The 26,064-nt window shown below is 50.6% G+C and carries 20 protein-coding genes and 1 other RNA gene; 5 read left to right on the top strand and 16 right to left on the bottom strand.

The window, feature by feature from the left end; genetic code table 11:
* Positions 1 to 339: 339 nt before the first annotated feature.
* Together IB286_RS02555 and IB286_RS02550 are read right to left on the bottom strand one after the other, a co-directional pair.
* Positions 340 to 1,809 carry an ATP-binding protein gene (locus tag IB286_RS02555; protein WP_190762112.1) on the bottom strand — a complete coding sequence of 490 codons (1,470 nt, stop codon included), beginning with the start codon at positions 1,807 to 1,809 and terminating at the stop codon, positions 340 to 342.
* A gap of 9 nt (positions 1,810 to 1,818) precedes the next feature.
* Entirely contained in the window at positions 1,819 to 2,991 is a 1,173-nt protein-coding gene (locus IB286_RS02550; protein WP_190762109.1) for a DUF4268 domain-containing protein, read from the bottom strand.
* A gap of 420 nt (positions 2,992 to 3,411) precedes the next feature.
* Here IB286_RS02550 and IB286_RS02545 point away from each other — a divergent pair, with 420 nt between their 5' ends.
* The 4 genes from IB286_RS02545 (at position 3,412) to IB286_RS02530 (ending at position 4,810) form a co-directional block, all read left to right on the top strand.
* A complete protein-coding gene (locus IB286_RS02545; protein WP_190762108.1) occupies positions 3,412 to 3,621 on the top strand; it encodes a TIGR02449 family protein in 210 nt (69 codons plus the stop codon).
* A 22-nt stretch (positions 3,622 to 3,643) separates the two neighbouring features.
* Complete coding sequence (locus tag IB286_RS02540; RefSeq protein WP_190762107.1) at positions 3,644 to 3,952, top strand: cell division protein ZapA; 309 nt, start codon at positions 3,644 to 3,646, stop codon at positions 3,950 to 3,952.
* An 83-nt stretch (positions 3,953 to 4,035) separates the two neighbouring features.
* Positions 4,036 to 4,215: non-coding RNA, 6S RNA (gene ssrS, locus IB286_RS02535), on the top strand.
* Between the two features lie 4 nt (positions 4,216 to 4,219).
* The gene (locus tag IB286_RS02530; protein ID WP_190762106.1) at positions 4,220 to 4,810 is read left to right on the top strand and encodes a 5-formyltetrahydrofolate cyclo-ligase; all 591 of its coding nucleotides are present in this window, start codon (positions 4,220 to 4,222) and stop codon (positions 4,808 to 4,810) included.
* A gap of 9 nt (positions 4,811 to 4,819) precedes the next feature.
* Here the strand turns inward: IB286_RS02530 and ilvA are convergent, their stop codons facing one another.
* The 4 genes from ilvA to IB286_RS02510 form a co-directional block, all read right to left on the bottom strand.
* Positions 4,820 to 6,334, bottom strand: a complete 1,515-nt coding sequence (gene ilvA / locus IB286_RS02525; RefSeq protein ID WP_190762105.1) for a threonine ammonia-lyase, biosynthetic — start codon at positions 6,332 to 6,334, stop codon at positions 4,820 to 4,822.
* Positions 6,335 to 6,470: 136 nt separating this feature from the next.
* A complete protein-coding gene (locus tag IB286_RS02520; RefSeq protein ID WP_190762104.1) occupies positions 6,471 to 7,286 on the bottom strand; it encodes an energy transducer TonB in 816 nt (271 codons plus the stop codon).
* Between the two features lie 40 nt (positions 7,287 to 7,326).
* A complete protein-coding gene (locus IB286_RS02515) occupies positions 7,327 to 8,367 on the bottom strand; it encodes a response regulator (RefSeq protein ID WP_190762103.1) in 1,041 nt (346 codons plus the stop codon).
* Positions 8,368 to 8,399: 32 nt separating this feature from the next.
* Positions 8,400 to 10,208 carry an ATP-binding protein gene (locus IB286_RS02510; RefSeq protein WP_190762102.1) on the bottom strand — a complete coding sequence of 603 codons (1,809 nt, stop codon included), beginning with the start codon at positions 10,206 to 10,208 and terminating at the stop codon, positions 8,400 to 8,402.
* A 491-nt stretch (positions 10,209 to 10,699) separates the two neighbouring features.
* Between IB286_RS02510 and IB286_RS02505 the strand changes: the two genes are divergently transcribed.
* Entirely contained in the window at positions 10,700 to 11,392 is a 693-nt protein-coding gene (locus IB286_RS02505) for a histidine phosphatase family protein (RefSeq protein ID WP_190762099.1), read from the top strand.
* On the opposite strand, the gene IB286_RS02500 is transcribed toward IB286_RS02505, so the two are convergent.
* The 10 genes from IB286_RS02500 to IB286_RS02455 all read right to left on the bottom strand — a co-directional run bounded on the left by IB286_RS02500 (position 11,389) and on the right by IB286_RS02455 (position 25,916).
* Positions 11,389 to 13,656 (bottom strand): TonB-dependent receptor, encoded by a 2,268-nt coding sequence (locus IB286_RS02500; RefSeq protein ID WP_190762097.1) that lies wholly within the window; start codon positions 13,654 to 13,656, stop codon positions 11,389 to 11,391. The two genes, IB286_RS02505 and IB286_RS02500, sit on opposite strands and share 4 nt — an antisense overlap.
* 66 nt (positions 13,657 to 13,722) lie before the next feature.
* Positions 13,723 to 15,186 (bottom strand): parallel beta-helix domain-containing protein, encoded by a 1,464-nt coding sequence (locus IB286_RS02495; RefSeq protein WP_190762095.1) that lies wholly within the window; start codon positions 15,184 to 15,186, stop codon positions 13,723 to 13,725.
* 43 nt (positions 15,187 to 15,229) lie between these two features.
* The gene (locus tag IB286_RS02490; protein WP_223826051.1) at positions 15,230 to 16,453 is read right to left on the bottom strand and encodes a cytochrome-c peroxidase; all 1,224 of its coding nucleotides are present in this window, start codon (positions 16,451 to 16,453) and stop codon (positions 15,230 to 15,232) included.
* Positions 16,425 to 17,111, bottom strand: coding sequence for a c-type cytochrome (locus IB286_RS02485; RefSeq protein WP_190762094.1), 687 nt, complete (start codon positions 17,109 to 17,111; stop codon positions 16,425 to 16,427). The genes IB286_RS02490 and IB286_RS02485 overlap by 29 nt, the downstream gene beginning before the upstream one ends.
* Positions 17,112 to 17,331: 220 nt before the next feature.
* Positions 17,332 to 18,972: a Na/Pi cotransporter family protein gene (locus IB286_RS02480; RefSeq protein ID WP_190762093.1), complete on the bottom strand. Its 1,641-nt coding sequence runs from the start codon at positions 18,970 to 18,972 to the stop codon at positions 17,332 to 17,334.
* Positions 18,973 to 19,086: 114 nt separating this feature from the next.
* A complete protein-coding gene (locus tag IB286_RS02475) occupies positions 19,087 to 21,636 on the bottom strand; it encodes a TonB-dependent receptor (RefSeq protein ID WP_190762091.1) in 2,550 nt (849 codons plus the stop codon).
* Between the two features lie 51 nt (positions 21,637 to 21,687).
* Positions 21,688 to 22,479, bottom strand: coding sequence for a hypothetical protein (locus IB286_RS02470; protein ID WP_190762089.1), 792 nt, complete (start codon positions 22,477 to 22,479; stop codon positions 21,688 to 21,690).
* A 47-nt stretch (positions 22,480 to 22,526) separates the two neighbouring features.
* Complete coding sequence (locus IB286_RS02465; RefSeq protein WP_190762087.1) at positions 22,527 to 23,165, bottom strand: nuclear transport factor 2 family protein; 639 nt, start codon at positions 23,163 to 23,165, stop codon at positions 22,527 to 22,529.
* The gene (locus tag IB286_RS02460) at positions 23,155 to 24,213 is read right to left on the bottom strand and encodes an SDR family NAD(P)-dependent oxidoreductase (RefSeq protein WP_190762085.1); all 1,059 of its coding nucleotides are present in this window, start codon (positions 24,211 to 24,213) and stop codon (positions 23,155 to 23,157) included. Before IB286_RS02460 ends, IB286_RS02465 begins: the two co-directional genes overlap by 11 nt.
* 20 nt (positions 24,214 to 24,233) lie before the next feature.
* Complete coding sequence (locus tag IB286_RS02455) at positions 24,234 to 25,916, bottom strand: cytochrome P450 (RefSeq protein ID WP_190762083.1); 1,683 nt, start codon at positions 25,914 to 25,916, stop codon at positions 24,234 to 24,236.
* Between the last annotated feature and the right edge of the window lie 148 nt (positions 25,917 to 26,064).

Here is a 26,064-nt window from a genome sequence, read left to right as displayed (position 1 = left end):
AAAACCTCACTTTTCCTATTGTTACCGGTGTTTCTATAACTGTATTTGCTACGCAATGGTGATCGCAAATGTTAGCTCTGCTCACTCATAAAATCGAACGCTTAAAACTAAAATTGCTCAAAAGAAAATTCTGTAGATGGGTAAAATAAGCGATTAAGAATTTTTAGCTGCTTCATCCGAGAGACGCTCAATCAAATAACCGTCTTACAAAACCCATTTGAACCCAGCTCTGCCACACAAGAATCAAACAAACAAAAACAAACTTAACCAACAAAAACAACAAGTTAGAAAAAAAAGCCTCGCAACAGCACCATCTGCGTCAAGCAACGGTCAAGCAAATCAGGCCCAGGCCGGAATGTAACGCATTGCCTTAGTACCCGCATCCGGGTCATACGGCCGAATTCGACCCGCAGCAATCGTATCCCTTATCACACGACTAACTTGCGCTTGGTTCCTTTGTTCAATTCCAAACCGCTCTCTCAGAGAGCTATTGTTAGTTGGCTCCCGGTTCACATAACGCAGGCAGCAATGCAGATAGCACGCTCGAATACGATCTTCCTTATCCATTTCAGAAAATGGTTTATGACCAAATAAAACAGAGCGAGTGTGGTTGTCTGTAACCTCAAAGATGGGCGCAGGCAACTGGTAGAACTCGGTCTGAAATACCACTTTATCAACCCCAGAGCCACGCTCTTCACAAATATTGATGCGGCGCATAAATGAGGCGAGCGCTTCATTTCGGCTTTGCGGTGGTGAGTCCAAAAACCGATCCGTCTCGACCAAGGGAATACCAGGGTTGGTTATTTCCATTCTGGTATCAAATATTTCGATCATCGGGCCAGTACCAGTCGCAGAAAAATCCTGATGAATAATCGCGTTCGCTACCAACTCACGAATAGCCAACTCTGGATACATTGGCACCTCTTTACGAAAGGCTTTGCCAATTTCCTCATTGGAGGGCAATAGCGTTTTTAAGTAATCGATCAGACCTTCGAAGCCAACGGCATAGCCTTTATTCCCTTCCATTTCTCGTACGGTTTCAATACGGCTGTTGCCCCGATATAAAATAAGACGCACTGCTTTTCGTCCAAGATGTTGGAAATTTTGCAATTTTTTCGCAAACAGAATAGCTCCCAGATTGGCGATCCCCCATTGGCCTCCAGGGACTTTCTGTATCAACTGATCTGCCCTTAATGCATTCAAAATGCCCGCACGATTCTCCGGTAAAGGCAATCCTGTTAATTCAAAATAGGCGGGGTAATCCAGTAGCTTCAGCACCTCATCAGCACTTAAATTCGAAGCAGCCATTTGTCGCTCAAAGGGCGTTTTGTCAAATACACGCCATAACTCTCGCTCCTTCTCGGGATACTCCTTCAGCTTCTTTTTATAAGAACCAATGCGAATAAACTCTACACCCTCAAATTGCACCGGATTATTTGCCGCCGCCTGAATTTCAAGAATAACTACCGGCAGCTCGTTAAGGCTGTCAAATTCAAACAAACGAAAATGAATCTTTGGTGATATTTTTTGCAACAGCCAGCTTTCCAGCTCCTGCTGCTTGTAGCGCGTTGTCGAGGGCTTGAATGTAGTACCAATTACCTTGTGGCTATCATTCTCAACGCCCCACACCAGATACGCAGACTGCTTACCCATCAAGGCTGCCGAATTCGCCAGCGCTGAAATATATTCACCAATCACCGGAACATCATCGTTGTTATGCTTGAACTCAACCCACTCGGTTTCCTGAGGCAGTGCACACAGCTCCCTTAACAAGGACTGCAAGTATTCCAAGCTTCTGTCTACCGCCATCACAACGCCTTAGTCAAAATTCTGCTGTTTAAGCGCTTCGGCTGCACGCTGCAACGGCTGCTTCAGCGCATTCTCCAACTTACTCATATATTCCAGATGCCAGGCAACCGATTCTGTCCAAGTGTCTTTATTGAAAGCGTCCACCGCACAAGAATATTGAATGCGACAGGATTTCTTCTCGTCTAGGCGCATCCATTCAAGTGCATCGCCGAAACGTTTTTCGATTTCGCCTTTAAGCCCCAGCAGCAAATCAAAGAGAAATTTGTTTTCAACGGTATTAACCCGACTAATCCAAAGCTCCACACGCAACTCAGTTTTATTGAAAATCAAATTGTAAGGACAGCCGCTCAACCCCGAGCCGGCGGAAAGCCAATGGTCTTTGCCGGGGCTGATATTGTTGTACAAGGTGCAGGGGCTTTTCTGGAAAACTTCTAGCACTTGCTCCCAGTATTCCCTGCGAACTGAGTGCCGATTTTTAAGCACCACCTCGGTGGTTTTCTCCTCCGCTTCCTTAGCACTAATTCCAATCATCAGCTCCCTAGCTTCAGGCGTGGGAATAATCTGATCGATATTGATTAATAACTGCTCCCCCAGAGAGTAGGGTGTGACTTTAAAGCATTGCACACTAATGCCCTGACCGAGCAGCCAAAGAGCGGTGCTGGTGACTTCCTTGCGGAAGTTGGCGGCAACCAGCATGATTCGCTGACTATTGCCCAGATTGAGCTTTACTTCATCCAGATCTGGCGCATCAAGGAACTCACAAATATGCGAAGCCGCATCACTGAGCTGCCCTGCCTGGGCTAGGGATTCTCCAGCCTGAATTGTTGGCTGATAGCGGTGCAAGTACTGCTGGTAAATTTCAACTATTTGCCCCTTTGTCAGGCTCGCGCAGTAGGAGGCGTATTTCAGTGCCTGCCACACCACATCGCGGCCACTGTCATCCAGCTTGTTTTCGATAATCACCAGATTGCCATCTTTATCCAGCGCCAGAAGATCAAGACGCTCACGGGTGTCGTCAAAACCATCAAACTCCTTCTGGATAATCAGCAGCTCTTCACCCAAAGCATCAGGCTGATAGGCCAGCCATTCCTGTAAGTGCTTACGCTCTGTGAACCCCAGCTCACTGAACGTTTTTATCTTTACTGGATTGATGCGATTAGTCTGGTGGTTAACGGTGAACATTCCTATACCTCTATTGCGTCCTGCATTTCTACCATTTCAGGGTAAATTTAATTTTACTGGTTACAGCGCTATTGATTGACTATACACCCCAAGAAAAACGAGTTAAAACAGAACGTTAAACTCAAAGATGTATTTTTTAATCAAGTTTGGCGAATATTCTCATTTATATAACGCCCCGGATTTGGCATCTCATTTTCATAAAGCACCGCAAACCAAGCCGGCTCTGCTCACTCATAAAATCGAACGCTATTTTGGACTCACTGTGAGCCGCCGCGCTTTTCTCAATATGAGACACTGATTCCACCCCATCGGCATTGACCCCCGTCTGGCCTCAATCTACTATTTATCATCAATACAATCACTTGCCGCGCTTGTTTGAAATCTTATTTAAATAACAGCGCGCACCAGAGAGCATCGGGAATGGACGACAGGCAACTGAAGCTGATTGAAAGCCGGGTCGACGAGCTGATCCAGCTTTGCGATCAGCTAGATCGAGAAAATCGCTCCCTGAAAGCTGACGCCAGATTATGGCGCGAAGAGCGCGAGCAGCTTATCGAGAAGACCGACGCTGCCAGAGCCAAGGTCGAGTCGATGATTCAACGCTTGCGCACATTAGAAAAAGATCAGTAACTCGTTTACTCGGAGAAGCCCGTTGAGCACCCAGACCGTCAGCGTAAAAATTCTTGATAAGGAATTTCAGGTTGCCTGCCCCACCGACCAGCAGCAAGGCTTGATCCAAGCGGCCCAACACCTCGACAAGCAAATGCGCGAAATTCGCACCACCGGCAAAGTGATCGGCCTAGAGCGCATTGCGGTCATGGCGGCCCTCAATATCAGTCACGAGTTATTACAGACTCAGCAAAAAGGCGCCTCGAGCCAATCTGAAACCGCAGCGGTTAAGCGTATTAGTGAACGCATTGAAGAAACCCTGCACCGCTGCCGGCAACTGGAAATCAGTTAGTCTAGAAGACTATTCCAAGACTCACCGGCTCAATCCGTAGAAGCCACCTGTTTTTTTAAGGGCTGGCGACCGTTATAATTCACCCCATCCTGAGGTATTCGCCAGGTTACCAATCCCCTGAGCCGATGCTTTTAAACCCGGAGAGTTCCAGCTAGTATCGGTGTGCATGTCCGCGTGACGGAAAGCCTAAAGATGCTACGGAACAATCCACCTTGAACCACTGGGTTCAAGGGTCACGTAGCCAGCGGTACCTCGGGGCCTTACTGAATGTTATTGTCTAAATCCGCGCTGCGCAGCCAACTTCGGCAAGCCCGACGCGCACTCTCTGAAGGCGCACAGGCCCGCGCCAGCCGCAATATCGCCAAAGCCCTTTTTGCCCTCCCCGAGTTTGAACATTCAAAAAACATTGCCGCTTATTTAGCAAATGACGGCGAAGTTTCCTGTTCAGATTTGCTGAATCAATTTCGCCTTCTGCGGCAAGTAATCTATCTGCCTGTGATTCACCCCCAAAAGCCGCAAATGTCATTCTATGGCTATCAAATGGGACAGGGGCTGTTTCCCAACCGCTTTGGTATTGAGGAGCCGGCACACAAGCGCCGCGCAGCATTTTCTGCAGAAAATCTCGATATGGTTTTAATGCCGCTGGTCGGGTTTGACCGACAAGGAAATCGACTGGGAATGGGTGGCGGGTTTTACGATCGTTGCTTCAGCTTTAAAAAGCAACGCAATACACCGCCACTGATGATAGGCATTGCTCACAGCATTCAGGAAGTGAATAGCCTACCCACCGAGCCCTGGGATGTGCCGCTGGATATTATTCTCACTGAGCGCGAGACCATTCGTATCCAGCGGCGCTGAGAGCGCGCATTAACTCAAGAACAGATGGTAAGCCGGGTTATCACTTTCTTCATGATAGGAATAACCAAGCTTATCCAAAAACGACTCAATCTCAGCGCGCTCTTTACGACTCGCCTGCAAGCCGACAAGTACCCGGCCAAACGCCGCGCCGTGGTTGCGGTAATGGAAGAGAGAAATATTCCAGCGATTGCCAAGCCGCGTGAGGAAATTCATCAAGGCACCGGGGCGCTCAGGAAACTCAAAGCGATACAGTAATTCTGACTCCACCACCGCCGGACGATGCCCGCCAACCATATGGCGAATATGCAACTTCGCCATTTCGTTTTCAGTCATATCAGCAACCGGATATCCCAGCTTGGTCAGGCTCTCTATCAGGTCATCACGATGACCGCCCTGCGGCACCGACACGCCCACAAAAATCTGCGCATCGCGATCATCGGCGAAGCGGTAATTAAACTCAGTGATATTGCGCTTACCCAGCGCACTACAGAATTTTTTGAAGCTACCGGGGCGCTCGGGGATCGTCACGCTCAGAATCGCTTCGCGCTGCTCACCAATTTCGGTGCGCTCGGAAATATAGCGCAAGCGATCAAAATTGGTGTTGGCCCCACTGTCGATGGCTACCAGTGTTTTGCCCTCGCAGCCGGTCTGTTCAACGTATTTTTTCAAGCCCGCCAGAGCCAAGGCACCCGCCGGTTCAGAAATAGAACGGGTGTCGTCAAAAATATCTTTGATCGCCGCACAGATTTCGTCGGTGTTTGCGGTAATTACCCCATCGATGGTTTTACGCAATATCCGGAACGTTTCCTTGCCTATTTGGGCAACGGCAACACCATCGGCAAACAAGCCAACTTCCGGCAGCGTAGCACGGCGATTTTTCTCCAGCGCCAGCTTCAAGCACGCCGCATCTTCCGGCTCGACCGCAATCACTTTCACTTCGGGGCGAACATACTTGATATAGGCCGCGACACCCGCCGCCAAACCGCCACCACCCACGGGCACAAACACCACGTCCAGAGGGCCGGTGCATTGACGAAGAATCTCGACACCCACTGTTCCCTGTCCCGCAATCACATCCGGGTCATCGTAGGGATGCACATAGACCATGCCCTTTTCAGCCACCAATTTTTTGGCGTAGGTCGAGGCTTCGTCGTAGGTATCACCATGCAAAACCACTTTACCGCCACGAGAACGCACGGCGTCCACTTTAATTTGCGGCGTGGTTTTAGGCATTACGATGGTCGCTTTCACACCCAGCTTTAATGCCGACAGCGCTAAACCCTGAGCATGATTACCCGCCGAGGCTGCCACCACGCCTTTGGCGCGCGCCTCTTCGCTGAGGTGCATCATTTTGTTGTAGGCACCGCGCAGCTTGAAGGAAAACACCGGCTGCAAATCTTCACGCTTGAGCAGCACATTATTGCCAAGACGTTTGGACATAAGGCGCGCATGATCGAGCGGCGACTCAATCGCCACGTCGTAAACGCGTGCTTCAAGGATTTTTTTGATATAAGACTGCGGCATGGTGATTCTCAGAAACGTAAACCTAGGAACAACAGCGGGCAAGTCTAGCGTGTCTGAAGACGCATTACACCCGTCAGTATTGACTCAGGCGTAATTCAGAGGAAAGCAGGAAAGAAAGCGGCGTGTGTAACGCCGCTTATTGATCAAGTCGCCAAGCGAACTTGAGCTGGGTACTGGCGGGTCTGGCCACGCCGCCCACCGTTTCCGGATTAAATTGACAGCGCTGCAAGGCATTTAGCGCGGCATAATCCAAGCGCTTGGTGCCACTGCTTTCCAGAACAGACGCGTTCTCAACCTCGCCCGACGCCGTGATCGCAAATGACAAAACCACATCACCCTGCTGACGAAGACGCACAGATGCCGCTGGATAAACTGGTTTTTTACAGGTGTCCCAATCGATACTGGCCGGTACAACCTCACCGGTCAGTTTAGGTGCTGCCGCAACAGCTGGCGCCGCAGGTGCTTCTTCCTGCTGCTGAGGCTGCTCAATTTCAGCTGCGACTTGCTGTTGTTTTTGCTGCTCTTGCTGAGCGCGCTTACGCGCCAGCTCCGCCGCCTGCGCTCTGGCTTCGGCTTGCTGTGCCGCTTGCCGCGCCGCTGCAATCGCCGCCTGAGCCTCTTGCAACTCAAGCGCCTGCTTCTGCATGGCAACGCTCTGCTCTTTTTGCTGCGAGGCGCGGTCGCGCTGACTCAAGGCGGTATCAAGGCGCGCTCGCCAATCGGCGATTACCGCATCTTCAGCCAAACGCAATTCACTGGATTCTAACTGCCCCTGATACGCCGCACTCAAATTCCGATATTCAGGTTCGCTGGTGGCAAAATTAGCCAAACCCCAAGCGGCCAACGCCGTTACCGCACAAACGCTTAACAGCGCCGCAGCAATCATGGACTCTGCGGATTTGTGCTCCGCCTGCGCCATCACCACGGGATTCGGTTCAATAAAATCGCTCATATCCTGCCTTTCGCATTAATCTTATTATTTAGGAAACGAATTAAGAGGCCAGACCAAAAATGCGGCCGATGCGGCCGAGCAAGCCACGACGATCTTCGCGCTGACTCGACTTGGGTTTTTCCGCGACTAAGCGCTGCGCCTGATCTGGATTTTTCTGCAAGATATCGAAACGCCGCGCCGCCAAATTAATACTGCCGCGCAGCAGGGTCGCACTCACTGGCTTGCTGAGGAATCGATAGACCTGACCGCAGTTAATCAATTCAATACTCTTTTCTGCGTCAGCTTGTGCACTGAGCACAATTGCCACCAAGGAAGGGTGATGCTCACGCAGGGCCGACAACAAATCGGTAACCGCCTCGCCATCAACAATCAGCTCGGTAATCAACACGCCGATGCGGTGTTGCTCGAGGATACCCAAGGCCTCGTCAAGGCCGCTAGCACAGTACACATGGCGCTCAACGCCAAGAAAATTTTTCAGGGATTCACGAATATCAGCATCGTCATCGAGGATCAAAATACCCACATCATCCAGCTTCGGCGCCACCGGAGCATCCACCCGCTGCATGGCACCAAGTGACGATTCCGCTTTGGGCTCTGACTCGGCAGATTCAAATTTAGCGGCGGCTTCTTCAAAGTTATCGCCGCTATCGGCATCCAGCGACATCGCCACTAAATCGTCAACGTCAACGCCCTCAGTTCGCGCTGCGGTGGCGGCATCAGCAATGGTTTGACGCAGGTCGTTATTGGACCAAGGCTTGTTGATATAGCGGAAAATTTCACCTTCGTTGATCGCGCCGAGAATGGCATTAAGGTCAGAATAACCGGTCAGCAAAATACGAATTGCACGAGGACGCAAAGTGCGGGCAGTGCGCAAAAACTCAACGCCATTCATTTCAGGCATACGCTGGTCACTGACGATAACGTCAATGTCCTGGCTGCGTAGCACTTCAAGCGCATCTGAACCGCTATTGGCGGTAAACACCTCATAGGTATTCCGAAACAGCGCTTTCATTGCAACCAGAATGCGCGGCTCATCATCAACAAAAAGCACCTTGGCCTGATCTGCATCTACTGCGGTCATTACAACTCCTCAAACCATCTCAGATAACGTTTTTATACTTCCACTGAATCATCAATCAGCACAGCGGACGCTTTTTTATTGGTCGCCGATTGACTCGCCACCGGCAAACTAATCAGGAACTCTGTTCCCTCGCCTTTTTTCGAGGCCACGCTAATTTCGCCGCCGTGATCTTCAATAATTCTAAACACGATCGACAAGCCCAACCCGGTACCTTCGCCAATAGGCTTGGTGGTAAAGAACGGCTCAAAAATATGCGCGCGGGTTTCTTCATCCATACCGCAACCGGTATCGCGCACCCGGATTAACACGCGCTCATTTTCCAACTCGGTCTTAATCGTGATCGTACCGGCACCATCAATAGCCTGCGAGGCGTTATTAATAAGGTTGAGAAACACTTGGTTAAGCTGGGAAGGCGCACAACTGATTTTAGGCAGCTCGGCATATTCGCGCTCGATACTAACCCGATCTTTAAGCTGGTTATGGCAAATTTTAAGCGAGGTATCTAGGCCGTCGTTTACATCGAACAATTCCGTTTGCGAGCGATCCACGCGGCTGAAATCCTTCAAGCTCAATACCAATTCGCTGATTTGTTCCAAACCGTATTGGGCGTCGGCGAGCAACATATCAAACTCACCGCGAGTATCGGCATCCAACTGCTCTTCAAGCCCCTGCAAGCTATCGCGAACAATTTCAACATTGGAGTTGGCGTAACCCAGCGGGGTATTAATCTCGTGAGCAACACCCGCCACCATCTGACCCAACGATGCCATTTTTTCAGATTGGATCAACTGCGCCTGCTGGGTGCGAATATCTTTCAAGGCCTGCTGTAAATCCTGCGTGCGGCGTTCAACAATTTCTTCCAGATGAACGTTGGCATTTTTCAGTTCATCGTTGAGCACGTCCAAGGTCGAGAAGCTGCTGCGCAGACGAAACGCAATCAAACCAAACGCGATCAGCAGCGCCACCGCAAAAACCGCCAAGGTTTGCCGGTGACGGCTAGCGACTTCTTGCAGTTGGTGGAAGTGGTCCTGATACGCTCGGTCTACCGCGGTAAGCTTAGCGAGCTGATCCAACTGAACCAGCTCCGTTCGAGATTTCTGCAGTGATTCACGGGAGAAGCGCAGCGCCTCAACGGTATCTAAAAAACGCGCCAGCGTGACCCTGAGATCATCATCGTTGATTTTCGCCAAGGCGATACTGAGTTTTACAAACAGGCGATCCAACTCTTCCGCCGCGTAGCTGTCTTGCTGGCGAATACTGTAAGAGCTGGCCACATCCAGCATACTGACAATATCTCGCGAGAAATTTTTGCTCTGCGCCACAAAAGGAATACCGAGCAAATCGAGACCCTGCGAACGCACACTACCAAACAACAATGAGAGCTGGTCGAGGCTGTCTCGATAACCATCCAGCGCCAATAATCGTTGGTTAGCGGAAAGATTAAATTCTTTAAGCGCACTGTCGATTTGCGGGTCGATGCCACTGAGGCCAGCTCGACCTTGAGAGAGCGCACGTTGCGCAGTGGCAAAGCTATCGCGCGCAGCGTCCAGATCCGACACCCCGTCCTCTAGGTCTAAGCGCGACTGGTCCAAGCGGCGCTGAAGATTCGCATCCGCTTCCGTAACCCGATCAAGTTGCTCAAGACGTACTATATGAAGACCGGTTTCCACCGTGTTGCGGAGCGTTGTCCACAAAAGGAAGGCCATGACCGACAAACTGGCAATAACCGCAATAATTGCCAAGCTACGCTGTATTAATGGGAGCCAGCCCGAAGACGGGGAAGACTCATTAGCATCAGCCACTGGCGGCTGTGCATCAAGATCATCAATTATTGCCTGCATTGGATACCCCAAACACCGCCCAATCAGTTCTTTGTGTCTTTGCTGACACTTGTTATTTTTTTGGATGGCCTGCTTTTATTATCGTTTTCACGCTAGCTCTCGCACATCACATCAGCGATAAACTATCGCAACCGGTGAGAATAATTCGCAATGTCTCAAATGTCTATTCCCGTAACACCCAAAATTTGTCTCTAAAAATTGCGCAAAACACTGTAAACAAGGTGTTTCTCCACGCATTCACTAAGTAAAACCCAAATTAGACCACCCAGCTATGACACGCCCGACACAACAAAAGTGAGATGCGCATCACAAAAAATACCCATCCACGCCTGCGCTTTTAGCCAAGCGAGTCAAAAATCTGCCTAAAAAAAGCAATAAATATGTGACTGAATTCTCAATTTAAGGCAACATCAGCAAAGATACTTCCCTGCAGGAGTGAGCAATACTCCTTTTTGGGGCAACAACTTTTACGCGACTGCTATCTGGAGATTATGGCAAGGATTATTGCCGCACTTTTGTGCCACGGCGAATTTCAGCAACTGCCTGGAATACCCAGCGCCCAACAACCTTTTGCACTCAATGAGCTAGGTCGCCAGCAAGCTCTCGACGCAGCCATATTGCTGCGTGATTTTGCCTCAAAACACCAACTGCAACTCCACCCCGAATTAGACTGCTCATCAAGCCTTAACGCTTGGCAAACCGCGAAAATTATCGGGCGTGAACTGCACGACTCCGTCAATGAGCCACCTACGTTATCCGCTTATAATCGCCTGCTCGATACCAGTATGGGCAGTGCGGCGAATTTGAGTTGCGCTCAAATTGAAGACAGCTTGCAGGCCGACCCTCGTTACGATGCACCGCCGGAAAACTGGATGGACGACAGCAATTACCGACTGCCCTTTGCTGGCGCTGAGTCACATATGGAATCTGGCGATCGCTGCGCCGAGCATATTGTGCAGCGTATTACCGCAATTGATGCAACGGCCAACGCCGACAACATCAAGCTTTTTGTCGGCCACAACAAATCGCTGCTTCACGCCGCTTTTTTACTCGGCGTTATTTCATTTGATGCGCTGAGCAAACTAGAACTGCACCCCTGCAAGCCCATTTTTATTGAGCGAGACAACAACGGAAGCTGGCGGCAGTGCGGCGGTTTGTGGAAGCAGCTACAAGCCGCCAGTTAAAAAACGCGCTTAACATCTACGCCCAAAATTCGCGGATCAACAATACCCACATGGTAAGTACCCAACACATCGCCCGTCAGGCCGCCGGGCTGAGAAATGCGCTTATTGTCCGTAAGATTTTTACCCCACAGCGCAAACTCCCAATCGCCATTGGGCATCACAAAGGTCAGACGGGCATTAAGTAATTTTGTGTCGTCGCCATAACCCGGCACCACATTAAACTCATCAATGTGGTCTTCATTTTCCGGATCGGTATTTTCTTCGTAGATATAATCCACGTGCAAAAATAGGCTGCCGTAGCTAATCGTTGGCGACCAATCCAAACTCAAGGTGTATTCCTGCGGTGTTGTGGCATCTGCCACATCGTCAGCCACGTAATCGCCTTGCGCATTGTAGTAAGGCTCACGCGTCGACTGCTGTTCGCGGTAGGTGTAAACCAAACCAAAACGCAGCGCATCATTCACCAACCAATCCGTGGTAATTTCTATGCCTTGAATTTCTTCATCGGTATTAATAACCGTGGGCACGGCGGCATTGCTACCGGGCTTACGCGATTCGATGTCTTCTTGACGGGCATCTATCGTCATATAAAACAACGACGTTTGCGTGCGCAAATGCCCGCTGAGCAGATCACCTTTAAAGCCAAGTTCAATATTCTCAACCACCTCTGGCTCAAGCGGCTCGGTTTTAGTGTCGGTATTAAGCGAGTCGTAACCACCCGACTTATAGCCGGTGGAATAACTGCCAAAGACCATGGCTTCTTCAGTGACTTGGTAGTTCGCCACCAAGCGCCCCGTCGCCTTGCTCCAATCAGCACTGCCCTGTTCAAAACCGTCGGTATTGAAAAAGAAATTGGCACCCTGTAATTGCGAGAGAGGGAAATCAGTCAGCGGCGCAAGCCACGAAAAGGTTTTTTCATCCTTGCTGTAACGCACGCCGGCAATCAGGTTAAGACGATCGGTGATGGTGAAATCCATATCGCCATAGATGCCGTAGTTTTTGAAATCGCCTTCATTGGTCATGGTTTCAGTAACGAAACTGCCTTCTACGGCACTGCCAATTAAAGAATTCAAAAGCGCCGGTGGAATGCCCACCATTCCCGAAGCCAGCTCGATAACGGTGCCATAGCCAAAGGTCAGCGCGGTTTGCTGATAGGTATCTTCTTGGCTGTAATTCGCCCCCATAACCACATCCACCCAGTCGAGGGCGATATTGGCCTGAAGTTCAAAATAGGAAATATTGGAGTCTTCAAGATTATTGGTATCTACGTAGACATCGGGATCAGCGGTGCCGTCTTCATCTTGCAGATTGTAGGTTTCAAAATCCCGGTAGCTCGCCACCCCCATTAAGCTAACCGTATCGTTCAGGTCGTAAAACAGCTTGCCGGTGACGCCATACATATCCCGCGCCTCACCCGCGCCCATGGCATCGGTACTCAACTTGCGCTCGGTAGGATCAGGATGATCGGAGCGTTCTTGGCTGATACCCATCTGCGCCTGCGGGCCGTTGTCGACACGGTCAATATCGGCGGCAAGCAGGGTTCGCCATTTGGGGGAGATTTGCCAATTCATGGCTACGCGCAGGAACTGATTATCTTGCTCGCGGGGATCAGGCTTGGAAGGCCCGGTATTATCTATTACCGCATCGCGCTGGTTGTGCATGGCGTTTACGCGGATCGCAAAGTCATCGCTGACCGGATAGTTCCCCATACCCTCAATACGAAACAGGCCATACTCGCCAAACTTGGCATGCACAAAGCCTTCCTTTTCATCGAAGCTGGGTTGATTGGGAATAAAGTTAACAACCCCGGCTGCAGCGTTGCGACCAAACAGGGTGCCCTGCGGGCCTTTCAAAACTTCGACGCGCTCCATATCCGAAAAAGGCACGGTAATGGCCGCACGCGGCAGGTAAACGCCATCTAGGAAGCTCGCAACGGAAGGGTCTCCGCCGGTACTGATATTCGAGGTTTCGATACCTCGAATCACGAAGGTTGATTGGGTCATGCCGCCTGCGTTTTGCACATTGCTGCCAACGCGAAGACCGGGAATATAGGCTTGAATATCCGCCATATTCAGCGCGCCGGTATTTTCTACATCTTGATTGGTAAAAGTATCCACGGTGACCGGCACCGTCATCGCACTCTGTTCACGCTTCTGGGCGGTTACCACCACCTCCTCCAAACTCAAATCTCGAGCTTGGGTGGAGCCGGCGACCAAACCAACACTGACTGCAAAAATCCCTTTTCCAAATCGTGTTACGTTCATGGATACCCCCTGTGATGATCCAATCAAAATATTAAAAGCGACTACACCTGACTACGACCGATAGAACTACTCCCTGCTCTGCTCGGCGCGAATACAATCCATAGCCATATGGCATGGCTTTTCAAGAGATAGCATATATTCAGCCACCCGCAAACGCAGCTCTTCTGATAAATGCCCCTGTGGCGGCATTTCAGGAAAGTCGGGACGCACCTTGTGAGGCGCAGCAATATAATCGGCAATTCCCTGCGGATTGTTGTGATACAAGGCCTGTATCGCCAATGTAGGTGGCCCAATCATCCGCATATTCAGCGCATGACATCCCGCGCAAATCCCTTTGTACAAGCGAATGGTTAAATCCTGATCGGTTTCGATCGGACGCGGCGGCGCACCATCCGCCAATAAATAGGTGTCAATATCGTGGGTGTTTTCGCGCTCACAAACACCCCACTTTTTCAGACCGAAAGTAACGTAGCGGTCTTTATTCAAAATGCAGTTATCCGGCTCTTGGGCAGAACCGAAGTTAGCCAATACATCTGGGCCACGGGTTTTAAACTGGGTCATCATCGCCGCTTTCACATCGGCAACCGGCGCCTTGCCGTTATCCATAAAGAAGTTATCGAGAATCGCTATACGATCAGGGTTCGGCTCTGACTCAGGATCGCTGGCAATATCAGTAATAAAATTAAGATCGGTAATCACGACCCCAGCCGTGTCGTTGCCGGTAATGATATTGCCTTCAACAATCACATCGTCAGCGGCCATAATCACCACACCCAAACCCGGCGGCAGCTTAGACACAATCGAACCCGGCGCACCGAAGTTTGGCGTGTTGTTATTGACTGAAAAGTTGTTGCGAATAATAACGTCGTAGGTGGTTTTAATCGGCAAGCCGGGCGTGATAAACACCAGCAGTCCGGCGGTGTTGTTGTGAGCATAGTTATTCTCGACAATCGCATGGCGGGTGTTTTCAATCTCAATGCCGGCAACGTTGTTAAACACTTCGTTGTAACGCACCACTACGTTGTCGCACATGCCCACATAGATGGCGGCGTCCTCAATGCCATCCAAGACGTTGTATTCAATTAAACCGTTTTGACCAAGCTGGGGGAAAATACCGTAAACGCCGGTATCGACAACCCGGTTATAGCGGATCACATAGTTGTTCCCCGCCTGCCCCATAATGGCATTACCCTTGTAATGCTGAATCCACATCCACTCCACGGTGAAGTCATTGCCGGAGTAGAGGATCGCATCGTTGCGTTTGCCTTCGCCTTCCATTACCGGCCATTTACCTTCCTCGACCACACCGCGCAGGGTAATTTTGTCTTTGTCGACATAGACACTTTCTTTGTAAGTACCGGGCTCAACCAAAATCACATCACCGGGCACCGCGCGATTGACTGCATCCTGAATCGACTGGCCATCCTTAACCCGAATTTCCGCTGCCGAGGCTGAGGTTATCGCCGCTAAAATTAACGCGGCCACCACCAAGTAACGGCGACTTATTGCAGACAGTTTGCTTGTTTTCATGGTTTTGTCCTCTGTCTTCAAAACCTGCTTTTTAAGGCTAAATTTAATTTGCACCCGCACCGAGCGTGCCCACCACGGGTGCCAAGCCAGAAGGCAATTGTGCTGGCACCTGCGGTTTAAAACTTTCATCGGTCAGGGTTTGTAAAAAATCGACCAAACGATCCAACTCGGCATCGGTGAGATTGGGCTCCCAGATATGCCAATGCAAACTTAACTGCTCGCCCTCTGGCACGGCATGACCACGACCACCGGTATAAAACGCTACCGCGTCGCGCAATGTGGCAAAGCGACCGGAATGCATATACGGCGCAGTTAAAGCGACATTGCGCAAGCTCGGCACTTTAAAACCGCCGCGCTGCGAGGGATCACCTGTCACTCGCTGCGCTCCGGGATCTAAAGGCTTACCCTCGGGCTCCGGCGTACCTAATACTGCAATTTGTTGGTTCGTAAATAAGGGTGGCGTATGGCACTCCGCGCAGCGCGCAACAAAGGAGCGAAACACATTCATGCCTTCGATCTCAGGCTCGGTTAAAGCCTGATGGTAGCCATTGGCATATAAATCGTAGCGGCTATTAAGCGAAACCAAACTGCTTTCAAAGGCCGCAAGAGCCTCATACACCCATTCAAGATTAATCTCGCCTGCGCCAAAAGCCTGCTGAAATAAAGCGCGGTAGTCCGCACTGGCTTGCAGCTTATGCAGTAATTGATCCGGAGTTGCCGCCATTTCATTCGGCGCAAACAGCGGCCCGATGATCTGCGCTTCCAAACTCGCCGCCCGACCATCCCAAAATAAGCGCTGAAGAAATCCCGCATTCCAAAGACTGGGCGCAGAACGCTCCGTTAATTGCCCGTCTATTCCAACACTCACCGCTCGACCATCGGCAAAACCCTTATCGGGATCATGGCAGGAAGCACAGGCTACCGAACTGTCTTTGGAGAGGATTGGATCGAAAAACAACAAGCGCCCCAAATCAATCTTTTGCGGACTAAAACCCTGGCGCAATTCGGGCAGCGCAATTTTCAAACCACCCACACCGGCGTTTTGTAGCGAGTGATAGTCGTAGTACATACTCTGCAAATAGCAGCCGCCATCGCGCAGCACAAAACCTGCAGGGCAAAAATCCCTAAGCGACCAATTTACCGACGACGTGGCCGAAACACTCAATAAGCCTAAAATAACACCGCAGAAGCCGAGCCGAATTCGGCGCTGACTTCGCTTAAAAATGCCTAGCACCAACTTAGTCAGCCAAGCTCTGGATATAAACAATCACATCACGGGCAACATCCGCATCGGGTAAGACCTTGCCCATCAAGCCCATTTGATAGGCGTATTTCTCTGATTCATCAGCCCCGCGAAGCCCATTTTCAAAATGCTTGAACTGACGCAGCAAGTACCAATCATCCACCCCAGCCAAGGCGGGCGCAGACAGCAATTCATTGCCCTCGGCCTCGGGGCCATGGCAAGCGCCACATAAATTGCTGTAGTAATCGGCGCCGCGCTTTACATTGCCCTGCAAGGTGGCGGTGGCCGGTTTATTTGAAAAGCCGTCAATATAATCTGCCAAGCTAGCCATTGCGGCTTCGTCTAAGCTCGATGCCAGCGCGCGCATTTGGTCGCCAAAGGCATCCTCTGGATGAGTACCTCGAGTCCCGTTTTTGAAATACTCAAGCTGACGCTGGATATACCAAGATTGTTGGTTTGTGAGAGAGGGAGCACCTAGCGCCGCATTGCCTTGGCCTTTATCGCCATGACAAGCCACACACGCGCCGTACAGTGATTTGCCATCCGCACTGCCGCCTTGGGCGAGCATCGCCTGCGCCTGCTGGGCAGCTTGCTGACTATCTTCATTAGGCCCCACACTTTTGCTACAAGCGGAAACCAATACAGCGGCGATAACCGCCGCTAGCCGAAAATACTTGATCATCTCTCACTCCCTCAGGGGCTTCGACACAGCTCAACCGTGCACAGAAACAAATCTCCGAAACAGCTTTAAAGCACCACGCAAGCACAGTGCTCGGAATTATTTTTATAATAGTTCAATCTTGAGAATGTGATAGATGAGTACTTAAAGCAATAGTCCAAACGGGACAGCAGCCGCGCTCAGGGGAACCAGAAAAGCATTTTTTGGCGCTATTTAATGCGGACTAATTTGGCACTTTATCTGGCTCAATAGGCATTTTTTCTGCCGGCGACATTTTTTCACTTTGGGAAAGCATTTCCGCTTCACTTAAATAATGGCTCACTCGCCAACAATGGCCCGCCACACGATGCAACCAACGCGAAGACTCCAGTAAGGTATCGCCCTGTACGGTATCTTCATCGCCACGAGCAATCTTGGCCATCACCAATTCACGCCCCTGCTGCGCAAAATCTCGACAGTGTTGCGCCACACTTGATGCCCGTTCGGCAATATTCGACCAAGCGCCATTCTCTGACACACCGTTCACCAAGGCTGCAAAGCCCAGCTCCAGCTCATGCCCAAGCGCGTTCAGATCCGCTGAATTTCGCCAGCTTTGGGCGCGCTGAGTTTCCTGCAAGCGATAATTCAAACGCTGCATATGATCTACGGCGTGCATTTCTGCCAACAACCAAGACCACTCTCGCTTGCTGTCTGGACGCGTATGAATTTCATCGAGATAACGCTGGTTTTGTTCAATCGCCTGTTTAATTTCCTGCAAGCGCTCTGGATTTGCCGCTTCCTTATCCCTTAATAAATCGTGTCCAAATTGGAATTGGGCTGCCGCAATTTGATTAAGATTGACGCGTAAATTCTCCAATGCGATGACCGGCTCTTTGATCAGATGACGATCCAGCTGCAAGACCAAACCGGATTGACGCTCTGGCACTAGGCGAAACATCAGTCGCGAAAAAGCGCCGGTAAAGGGCAAAATCAGCAGTACTCCCAAGGCGTTAAAACTGGTGTGAAACGCCACCAATGCAATTTCTGACTGGGTGTAAATCACGCCCGGCGCAAGGTTTTGCCACACCCACACATAGGGAATCAGCAAAAAGAACGCCCCCAGTCCGGTAATCAGGTTATATACGACATGGGAATAACCGGTTCGGCGAGTTTCCGGCGCGCCGCCCAAGGTTGCAAACAACGCGGTAGCGGTAGTCCCCACATCCATACCAATTACCATTGCCGCCGCCTGCTCAAAACTAATAGTGCCGGTATGCACAGCTGTTAGCGCCGCTGCCACGCCAGCACTGGAAGACTGGGTGATCAGCGTAATCACCACCCCAATCAGCAATAATTGAAAACGTCCCAACAAGGTATTGGGCGGAAAGCTCTCTGGGGTTACCTGCCCTTCCAGCCCGGACATGCCCGCCTGCATGGCGCTGATGCCGACAAAGATCAGACCGAAACCCGCCAAACCAAGGCCGCCACTTTTAGCCCGGCCTCGACCAAATAGATGCAGCAACACCCCCAGCAACACCATGGGCAGCATGACGCTATCGAGCTTGAGTTTGAAACCGACCAAGGCCACCAACCAGCCGGTAATGGTAGTGCCAAGATTAGCACCGAAAATAATGCCTAACGCCTGGGAAAACGTGAGCAAACCCGCGCCCACAAACCCCACCGCCGCGACAGTGGTAGCGCTGGAAGATTGCAGAATCGCGGTACTGAATGCCCCGGTCGCCGCACCGGAATAAGGGCTGCGAGTAAAGCGGGTTAGCGTTTGGCGCAGGGCATCACCGGCCAAGCCTTTTAGGCCATCGGTCATGATGACTACGCCCAGCAGAAAAACACCTAAGCCACCGAGCACATCAAACCACTGACTCATTGCTATCTTCCCTATCTGGATGCGCTGTTTACCGGCAAATGTGGACTGAAAAGAATATCCTTGCAAGCTGCCACTTTACAAACAGTCAACCAGTAAACCCAGTCAGGGAATTCCTCAGAACTGATAACCGACCTGCACACCATAGGAGCGTGGATTGCCCTGTACCAAGGTGGCCGCACCCAGTAATGCCGACACCGCAAAACCACTGGAGAAATATTGCTCATCCGTCAGATTATTAACGTAGGCGGTGACATTAAGATTTTCATCAGGATGCCAAGCCAGCCGAAAATTCCAAGTGGTCTGCTCCTCAATGAATGAGCTTTCAAATTCATCTGAGAGGTAATCAATACCGGTGAATAGCTCGCTGCGATAATAGGCGGAAAGCCGCGAGCTAAAGGCGCCTATTTGTGTAAGCCAGTTATATGCCACGGAGAATGACCAACTTGTCTCAGGCACCAGCGCAAATGGCTCATCACTGCGGTCAGCAATAAACTCACCTTGACCAGGAATAATCACATTGGCATCAAACTCTTCATAAGAAGCATCTGTCCAAGAGTAACTTCCCTGAATAAACCAATTTCCTAATACAAATACGGTTTCCAGTTCCGCGCCATTCACCTGCGCTTTACCGGCGTTACTCAAATACAAAAACAAATCAGAAATCCGTTGTCCTTGCTCGGCCACGCGTACCTGAATTTCTTCATAGTCCATCATGTAAGCCGCCGCATTAATCCGCATCCGTGAATTCAGCGCATCAAGTTTGAAACCGAGCTCGTAATTCACCACCTCTTCGGGGTTAAATGACACCAATTCCGGTCCCTTGGGTTCAAAGCCCCCAGCCTTAAAACCTTCCGAGTAAGTGGCGTAAACCATAAAGCTTTCCAGCTTCATTTTTTCCAGCCAATCTTCTCTAGCCTGCATCGACAAGGTTGCCGAGGGCGTGAAGTTATTCCATTCGGCACTACCACTATCTGCATTTTCATTCACGATAATCGGCAGATCCGGCTGATTAGTCGCTAAGTTATTAAACTGAAACATGGTGATGGGTGAGTAGAGTCCAACAGGATCTAAATATACCGCGCCAATTCGAGTTCCAAACTCAAGCGCGTCAACCTCATAGACGGTCATGCTCCGCTTGCGCTCCTCATGGGTATAACGCGCCCCCAATGTGAGTTGCAGATAATCGGTAATCGAGTAAGTGCCCTGCGCAAAAGCAGCCCAACTTTCATTTTCCAAATCACTGCGATTAGCAAATATTGTTGCAAGAGGCAAAATCAGAGTGTCATCTAGTAGGCCACAAATTGATCCGAGAGCCTCCGCCCCAATCCCGCAGGCATAACTCAGTCGCACCCCGGCCAAGCCTTTTGGCCCAACCATTTGACTAAACGGATTGTCTGAAATTTCTTCATAAGAAAAAAAGCCACCAACGGTGTAATTCAGCTTTTCATTAAATGCCAAACCATTAAGCTGGAGTTCTTGGCTAAATTGATAACGTTCCTCTTGAGGAACCGCTTTGCCATCAGCTTTTAGCGTTCTGTTGAGCGACTCGGTACCGCTATCTAGGGCAGGAACCCGAGTACCATCCTGATCGTCGTTGCGATGTATACCATCCTGAAAACTGAAGGCAGAGATACTTTTCAGGCTGTAATTTTCAGAAATTGACCAATCCAGACTCAACGCCAGCATGGTATTTACCATGCTAATCTCACTGTGCTCTTGGTTCATCTCGTATTCACTACGAGAAAATGCCCGCTCACTGTCGCGACAAGCATTCGTAATTTCTGGCTGCCCCGGATAGCGCAGCTGCATAATGTTTGCGTCAGGATTTTGGAACAAACACGTCATGCCGACACTGCGCTCATCCTGCTTACTCCAAAAACCGAACAGATCGAGACTGAAATCATCGCGCAGCTCCCAGAACAACCTCGCAGAGAGGGAGAGGCGGTCTTCATCGGCAAAATCACTATTGCCATTAGTATTCTCGAAATACCCTTTTAGTCGGCGATTATTCAGCACCAAACGCATACCAGCCTTACCATCAAACAACGGGATATTGCCATTCAACTTTACGTCTTCACGACCGTAATTACCGATATCAATCATCAGACCACCAGAGTACTCCGTGGGGTCAGGCTGCTTAGTGGTTACCAGAATTGCACCGCCGGTATTGTTCTTACCGAATAGCGTGCCCTGAGGGCCGCGCAGCACCTGAATACTCTGAGTATCAACCGTGTCCAGCAGCTGACCGTCTTGCCGGGCAATAAAAATTCCGTTGAGATACACACCCACGCCGGGATCGAGTACTGATGTCGCCTCGCGCTGACCAATGCCACGAATAAAAATCGCCGGTGTTTTGGAGCCACTTTGACCGAACTGCAAACTTGGCACCGCCCCCTGCAGATCAGTGATACTGCCAATACCGGCTTCACGCAGCGCATCTGCCCCAATGGCACTAACTGCCACTGGGGTTTCCTGCAGGTTCTCTTCCCGCTTCCGCGCCGTCACATAAACCTCTTCAAGTATCGCCGAAGACTCCACCGGTTTACGTTTGGTTTTCACTTCAAGCAGGGGTGTTTCTGCACCGGCGAGCCCAACGAATCCAAGACCCGCCACCGCCAATGTGATGGCTCTCAGTTTATTAACAGCACGCTTGTTGCGCTCCATCCTTTCCTGTCCTCTTATTATTTTTTCAGGCTGTTTTCTGCTCGACCTGCACTACAAGCGGCCGATAATATGAGTGGTGATATCGAGCATATAAAAAGTCAGCATGCTCGCAGCCATACCGCCTGCCGCCACCTGCAACAACGTCCATTTTCTGGTTTTTATTTCGTCTATCCAGTAATAGATCGGGAAGCTGGCAACGAAATATGTCGCGTAAATCGCCGAACCGTAGGCCAGCATTCGGCTCATGTCTTTATAGTAAAAGCTGCTTTCCAGCATCGGATTGGCCATCGCCTTGGTTTCTGCCCAAGCCCAGAGATAACCCACCACAAACACCATCACGGCAAATAAGAATCCACCAGCGGGTAAATTAAGCGAACGAAATTTACGCAAGGTAATATTTGCCGTGGCGTGGTACGTCATAAAATAGGCGTGGGTATAGAAATACATAATCAGCGGCACTTTCTGCTCACCACTACCCAGCAACGCCGAATCCAGATTGGTGGTGGCATTGGGGTAGTTGTAGACCATGCCCAAAGTATCGAAGAAATATTCCGAGCCGAAGTAATTGCCGAAAAAGCCGAATATAAACAGGTAGAGATTCACTTTGAGCCAGTAGCTATCGCACCACGAACCACTGCCAAATCGCTTATTCAATAGTGCCGGAACTACAATAATCGGCAACGCAACTAACAAGCCATGAAACAGCAGCGCACCATTACCCGCGGATTCTGCCCAGCCAGTGGGCATCATGATCGCCATTAACACCATCCACACTGGCGTGTAGATCAAAAAGAATTTTTCAACCCAAGCTTTATCCGGGTTTTCAGAAAACCAGCCGCTCATCATTTTTCACCTATTATTATTTTACTAACGCAATCAATAATGGGGGCTTAGCGCCCCGTAACTGCGATCTTCACCATGGCGAGTGTATTGCGAACTTTCTGAATTTTACTGGGCTCCTCCCGTAGCCTGCGGTGACCGGGAAGTAAATCGCCTTTGGCCTGAAGGTGTATTTTCTCTTTCACCACCTTGTCTAGCGCACCAGCGCCTGCCAGCTGGAAGAAACAATCTTTGGCATTGCCAAGATCAAAGAAATCCCGCTGCCAAGCCCACTGAAAATTTCCGGCATACTCAAACCAGGAACCGCCTATACCGGCAATCTCATAATGACTGCCATCCTCACGTTTATAGGGCGCCACTTGCTTCCAGAAGCCGATTACCGTTCCACGCTTCTCATCAATAATGATGTCGTGATAGGGATACTCCCACTCCTCAAAGCCGTGCATCTGATACCCCAGCGCCAAGTCACAAATTTCCTTGCGACCATTGGCGACAAATTCTTCATTGGGGCCAATATTCCAGCCGTATACTGCATCTTCGGTGTACATAGGTCCCAGGTGGCTAGTCCAATCACCAGCCTTCTCTGCATCAATATTGGCCTGCAACCAACGCTGCACCATTTCTTCCAATTCCTCGCGAGGATAGGCTTTGTTCGGGGGGGTAATTGAGGCAACACGCTTATCTGCCATTTTTCAGCTCCACAGTATTGTTATTAATTTCAGGACTGCATTTCTTTGATAGCTGAGCACTTTCTGCCAGCCAGCTCACGGTATCCGCTAGCGTTTCCGACAAAGGCCGAAAACCCTCACCATAGCGATGTAAAAGTCGGCTCGAGTCTGCAGGCACAAACTGCGTTGCCATGCGCGCTGACTCACGACTCAGGGGAAACTCCACTGGAATGAAAACCCGCAGGGCATCCATAACGCCCCCCAATATTCGCAATAGCCACCCCGGCACAGGCAGGGCCAAGGGTCGGGTACCAAGCTGTTTAAGTTGTGCGTTCAGTTCCCGCCAAGCGACAAAGTGCCCACCAACGATATAGCGCTCCGCATTGCCACCAACAGTAGACTGATCCAATCGAGCTTCTAACATTCGGCGATGAAACTCACCCAGATCCCGCGCATCAACTATTTGCAGACCACTGCTGGTTAGGGGTAAAAACTGTTCTATAAAAAGACGTAGCGCGGCATTGCTCTCCGAGAGTTTCGGATCATCCGGGCCAACCACGGCGGCGGGGTAGCTGATGACAATCGGCGCGCCGGACTCCTGCAAATCTCTCACCCGCTGCTCACAAGCTAGCTTGGCTCGACTGTAGGCATCGTGCGCGACAGCCATTGGTCCGTTTTCTCGCAAACAAAAAACACCGGGGCGCATCAACACTGCCAAACTGGAAACATAGAGAATTTTGGGAATACGCAGCCCCACTGCTTGCGTAACCACCGCCTCAAGACCCGCCAGATTCGCCTGCAAGGTTTGTTCAGCACGAGACGCATTCAAATCCACTACCGCCGCCGCATGTAAAACGGCATCACAATCCTGCATGGCTTTTTCAAGCAAAATATGGTCGCGCATATCGCCCTGTATATAGTGAATATCGGCGACGCCCTGTTGAGCGAACCAGCTGCGAGCACGGTGTTTATCTCTCACTAATAGCCGCACCTTGTGCCCGGCCCTCATTAAGGCCAGTGCCGAATGGGCGCCCACCAAGCCGGTTGCTCCGGTGACCAGTATCGTCATCTCTGATACCGCCGAGGACTTCATTTTGAAGCAGCTGCCTTGCTCGAGCCGCCCAGCGTTGAGGCTTCTAATCTCAATGCCTGATTCGGGCAAAAACGCACGGCTTTTTCCAAGCGCTCGCGATCCGCCGCAATCACATCGGTTTTGATCAGATGCATCTGCCCCTCTTCATCGAGACTAAAATACTCCGGCGCCTCGCCAATACACATGGCATGTCCCTGACAAAGATGGGAATCAAGCACCACCTTCAAACTCGCCGACTCCGTCTGCTGGTGAAAAGGACAACCCTCGGCAGCCGCTGGGGCGCTCTTGCCAAACTCGCTAGCAAAACTACTCTCGGCCCGGCGGCGATAGCGGACTCGGCAAGGTGACAGTGGCTGTACAATCATTTCCTTGTAGTCATCCACATAACTCTGTGGCGATTCGACCAGATCAAAGTCATAGCGGCGCAGCAGCACAGCAAAAATTGCCTTGATCTGAAACATGGCAAAGGCATTACCCGAACATTTATGTTTGCCTCCACCAAAGGGTTGGTAGGCCATCAAACGCTTATCTTCCGGGTTCTCTCCAGCAAAACGATCTGGATCAAACACTTCGGGATTATCAAAAAGAGAAGACATGCGATGGGTCACCGGCGGCACCGCCCACAGCATATCGCCCTCTTCAATCTGGTAATCTTTGAAGCGCATGGACTGGGCGACCTTGCGCATCAGAATAATCAGCGGCGGATGCAGGCGCAGCACTTCCTTCAACACATTTTCCAATTGCGGAACTTCACGCATGCTCTGGAAGCTGACTTCGCCGCGACTGCCCAACAATTCATCCAGCTCGCCACGCACATTGCGCAAAATGCCGGGATGCTTCAAAAGTTCCAGTAATACCCAAGCCGCCGTACCGGAACTGGTGTGGTGACCAGCGAAGATCGCACCCACCAACATGCCAGTAATTTCATTGTCGTCCAGCGGTGTGCCATCCTCATAGCGCATATCAATCAGCGACTGAAACATATCGGTCGGCTTTTCACTCTGCGATTCACGGCGCTTAACGATTTTTCCGACCAGATCCTGAAGGCGTTGCCGTGCCCTGTCGCGCTGGCGAAAACGCGGAATAGGTAAATTGGGGAAGTGGTAGGCCAGAGGGCTTACGCCCTTTTCCAGATCGTGATAAATCTCGGCAAATTCCTCGCTCAGCTCATAGCGAAATTCCCGCCCCAACAAGCAGTGGCTAGCAGTATTGATGGTCAGGCGCTTCATAAAATCGACCAGATCAATCTCACCGCTATCGCCCCAGTCGGCAATCGCGTCTTCCACTTCCTGCACAATCTTGCCGGAATGATTGCGCATCGCATCCATGCGCAAAGACGGCATTAGCATTTTCAGTTGCTGGTTTTTCTTGTCGTTAGGCGCATCAAAAATCAGGCCTTCACCGAAAATTGGCGTCATCAGTTTATAAGCGGCTGACTGATCAAGCTGCTCGTCAGTACCGCGATAAAACAGCGTGCTAGCCTCTTCACCCGTTAGCAAAAAGATCCGCTGTCCCATCAATTTAAAACTGACAAACTCGCCGTGGTCATCAGCCAGCTTTTTGGCAAACTGGTAAGGATTACGTGCAAAATTCAGCATCTGCCCTAGCAGTGGCAAACCGCCTTTAGCCTCGGGGGGCTGATTATTTTTCGCCGCCGGTGAAACTGCGCTAGCGCCCATAGCAACCTCACTACTATTATCATTATTTTAATTTTCAGCCCGAACAGCAGCGATCATGATCGCCACCCCACCACGTGTTCTTGCTTACAAAGGCTGACAAAGCGGATTTACAGTATTACACTTTATGAAAAAGTGTAAAGCCACTGTG

The organism is Spongiibacter pelagi (assembly GCF_014705705.1).
GTDB classification, from domain to species: Bacteria; Pseudomonadota; Gammaproteobacteria; order Pseudomonadales; family Spongiibacteraceae; genus Spongiibacter; species Spongiibacter pelagi.
The sequence above is the reverse complement of the archived record's forward strand: the minus strand, read 5'-3'. Positions and strand labels throughout refer to the sequence as shown.

What these genes read in the sequence shown, in the direction of transcription:
- IB286_RS02485 (WP_190762094.1), bottom strand. Translation starts at nt 17,111, where the DNA reads ATGATCAAGTATTTTCGGCTAGCGGCGGTTATCGCCGCTGTATTGGTT.
- IB286_RS02520 (WP_190762104.1), bottom strand. Translation starts at nt 7,286, where the DNA reads ATGAGCGATTTTATTGAACCGAATCCCGTGGTGATGGCGCAGGCGGAG.
- IB286_RS02480 (WP_190762093.1), bottom strand. Translation starts at nt 18,972, where the DNA reads ATGAGTCAGTGGTTTGATGTGCTCGGTGGCTTAGGTGTTTTTCTGCTG.
- IB286_RS02500 (WP_190762097.1), bottom strand. Translation starts at nt 13,656, where the DNA reads ATGAACGTAACACGATTTGGAAAAGGGATTTTTGCAGTCAGTGTTGGT.
- IB286_RS02455 (WP_190762083.1), bottom strand. Translation starts at nt 25,916, where the DNA reads ATGGGCGCTAGCGCAGTTTCACCGGCGGCGAAAAATAATCAGCCCCCC.
- IB286_RS02470 (WP_190762089.1), bottom strand. Translation starts at nt 22,479, where the DNA reads ATGAGCGGCTGGTTTTCTGAAAACCCGGATAAAGCTTGGGTTGAAAAA.
- IB286_RS02515 (WP_190762103.1), bottom strand. Translation starts at nt 8,367, where the DNA reads ATGACCGCAGTAGATGCAGATCAGGCCAAGGTGCTTTTTGTTGATGAT.
- IB286_RS02465 (WP_190762087.1), bottom strand. Translation starts at nt 23,165, where the DNA reads ATGGCAGATAAGCGTGTTGCCTCAATTACCCCCCCGAACAAAGCCTAT.
- IB286_RS02545 (WP_190762108.1), top strand. Translation starts at nt 3,412, where the DNA reads ATGGACGACAGGCAACTGAAGCTGATTGAAAGCCGGGTCGACGAGCTG.
- IB286_RS02555 (WP_190762112.1), bottom strand. Translation starts at nt 1,809, where the DNA reads ATGGCGGTAGACAGAAGCTTGGAATACTTGCAGTCCTTGTTAAGGGAG.
- IB286_RS02475 (WP_190762091.1), bottom strand. Translation starts at nt 21,636, where the DNA reads ATGGAGCGCAACAAGCGTGCTGTTAATAAACTGAGAGCCATCACATTG.
- ilvA (WP_190762105.1), bottom strand. Translation starts at nt 6,334, where the DNA reads ATGCCGCAGTCTTATATCAAAAAAATCCTTGAAGCACGCGTTTACGAC.
- IB286_RS02505 (WP_190762099.1), top strand. Translation starts at nt 10,700, where the DNA reads ATGGCAAGGATTATTGCCGCACTTTTGTGCCACGGCGAATTTCAGCAA.
- IB286_RS02495 (WP_190762095.1), bottom strand. Translation starts at nt 15,186, where the DNA reads ATGAAAACAAGCAAACTGTCTGCAATAAGTCGCCGTTACTTGGTGGTG.
- IB286_RS02460 (WP_190762085.1), bottom strand. Translation starts at nt 24,213, where the DNA reads ATGACGATACTGGTCACCGGAGCAACCGGCTTGGTGGGCGCCCATTCG.
- IB286_RS02550 (WP_190762109.1), bottom strand. Translation starts at nt 2,991, where the DNA reads ATGTTCACCGTTAACCACCAGACTAATCGCATCAATCCAGTAAAGATA.
- IB286_RS02530 (WP_190762106.1), top strand. Translation starts at nt 4,220, where the DNA reads ATGTTATTGTCTAAATCCGCGCTGCGCAGCCAACTTCGGCAAGCCCGA.
- IB286_RS02510 (WP_190762102.1), bottom strand. Translation starts at nt 10,208, where the DNA reads ATGCAGGCAATAATTGATGATCTTGATGCACAGCCGCCAGTGGCTGAT.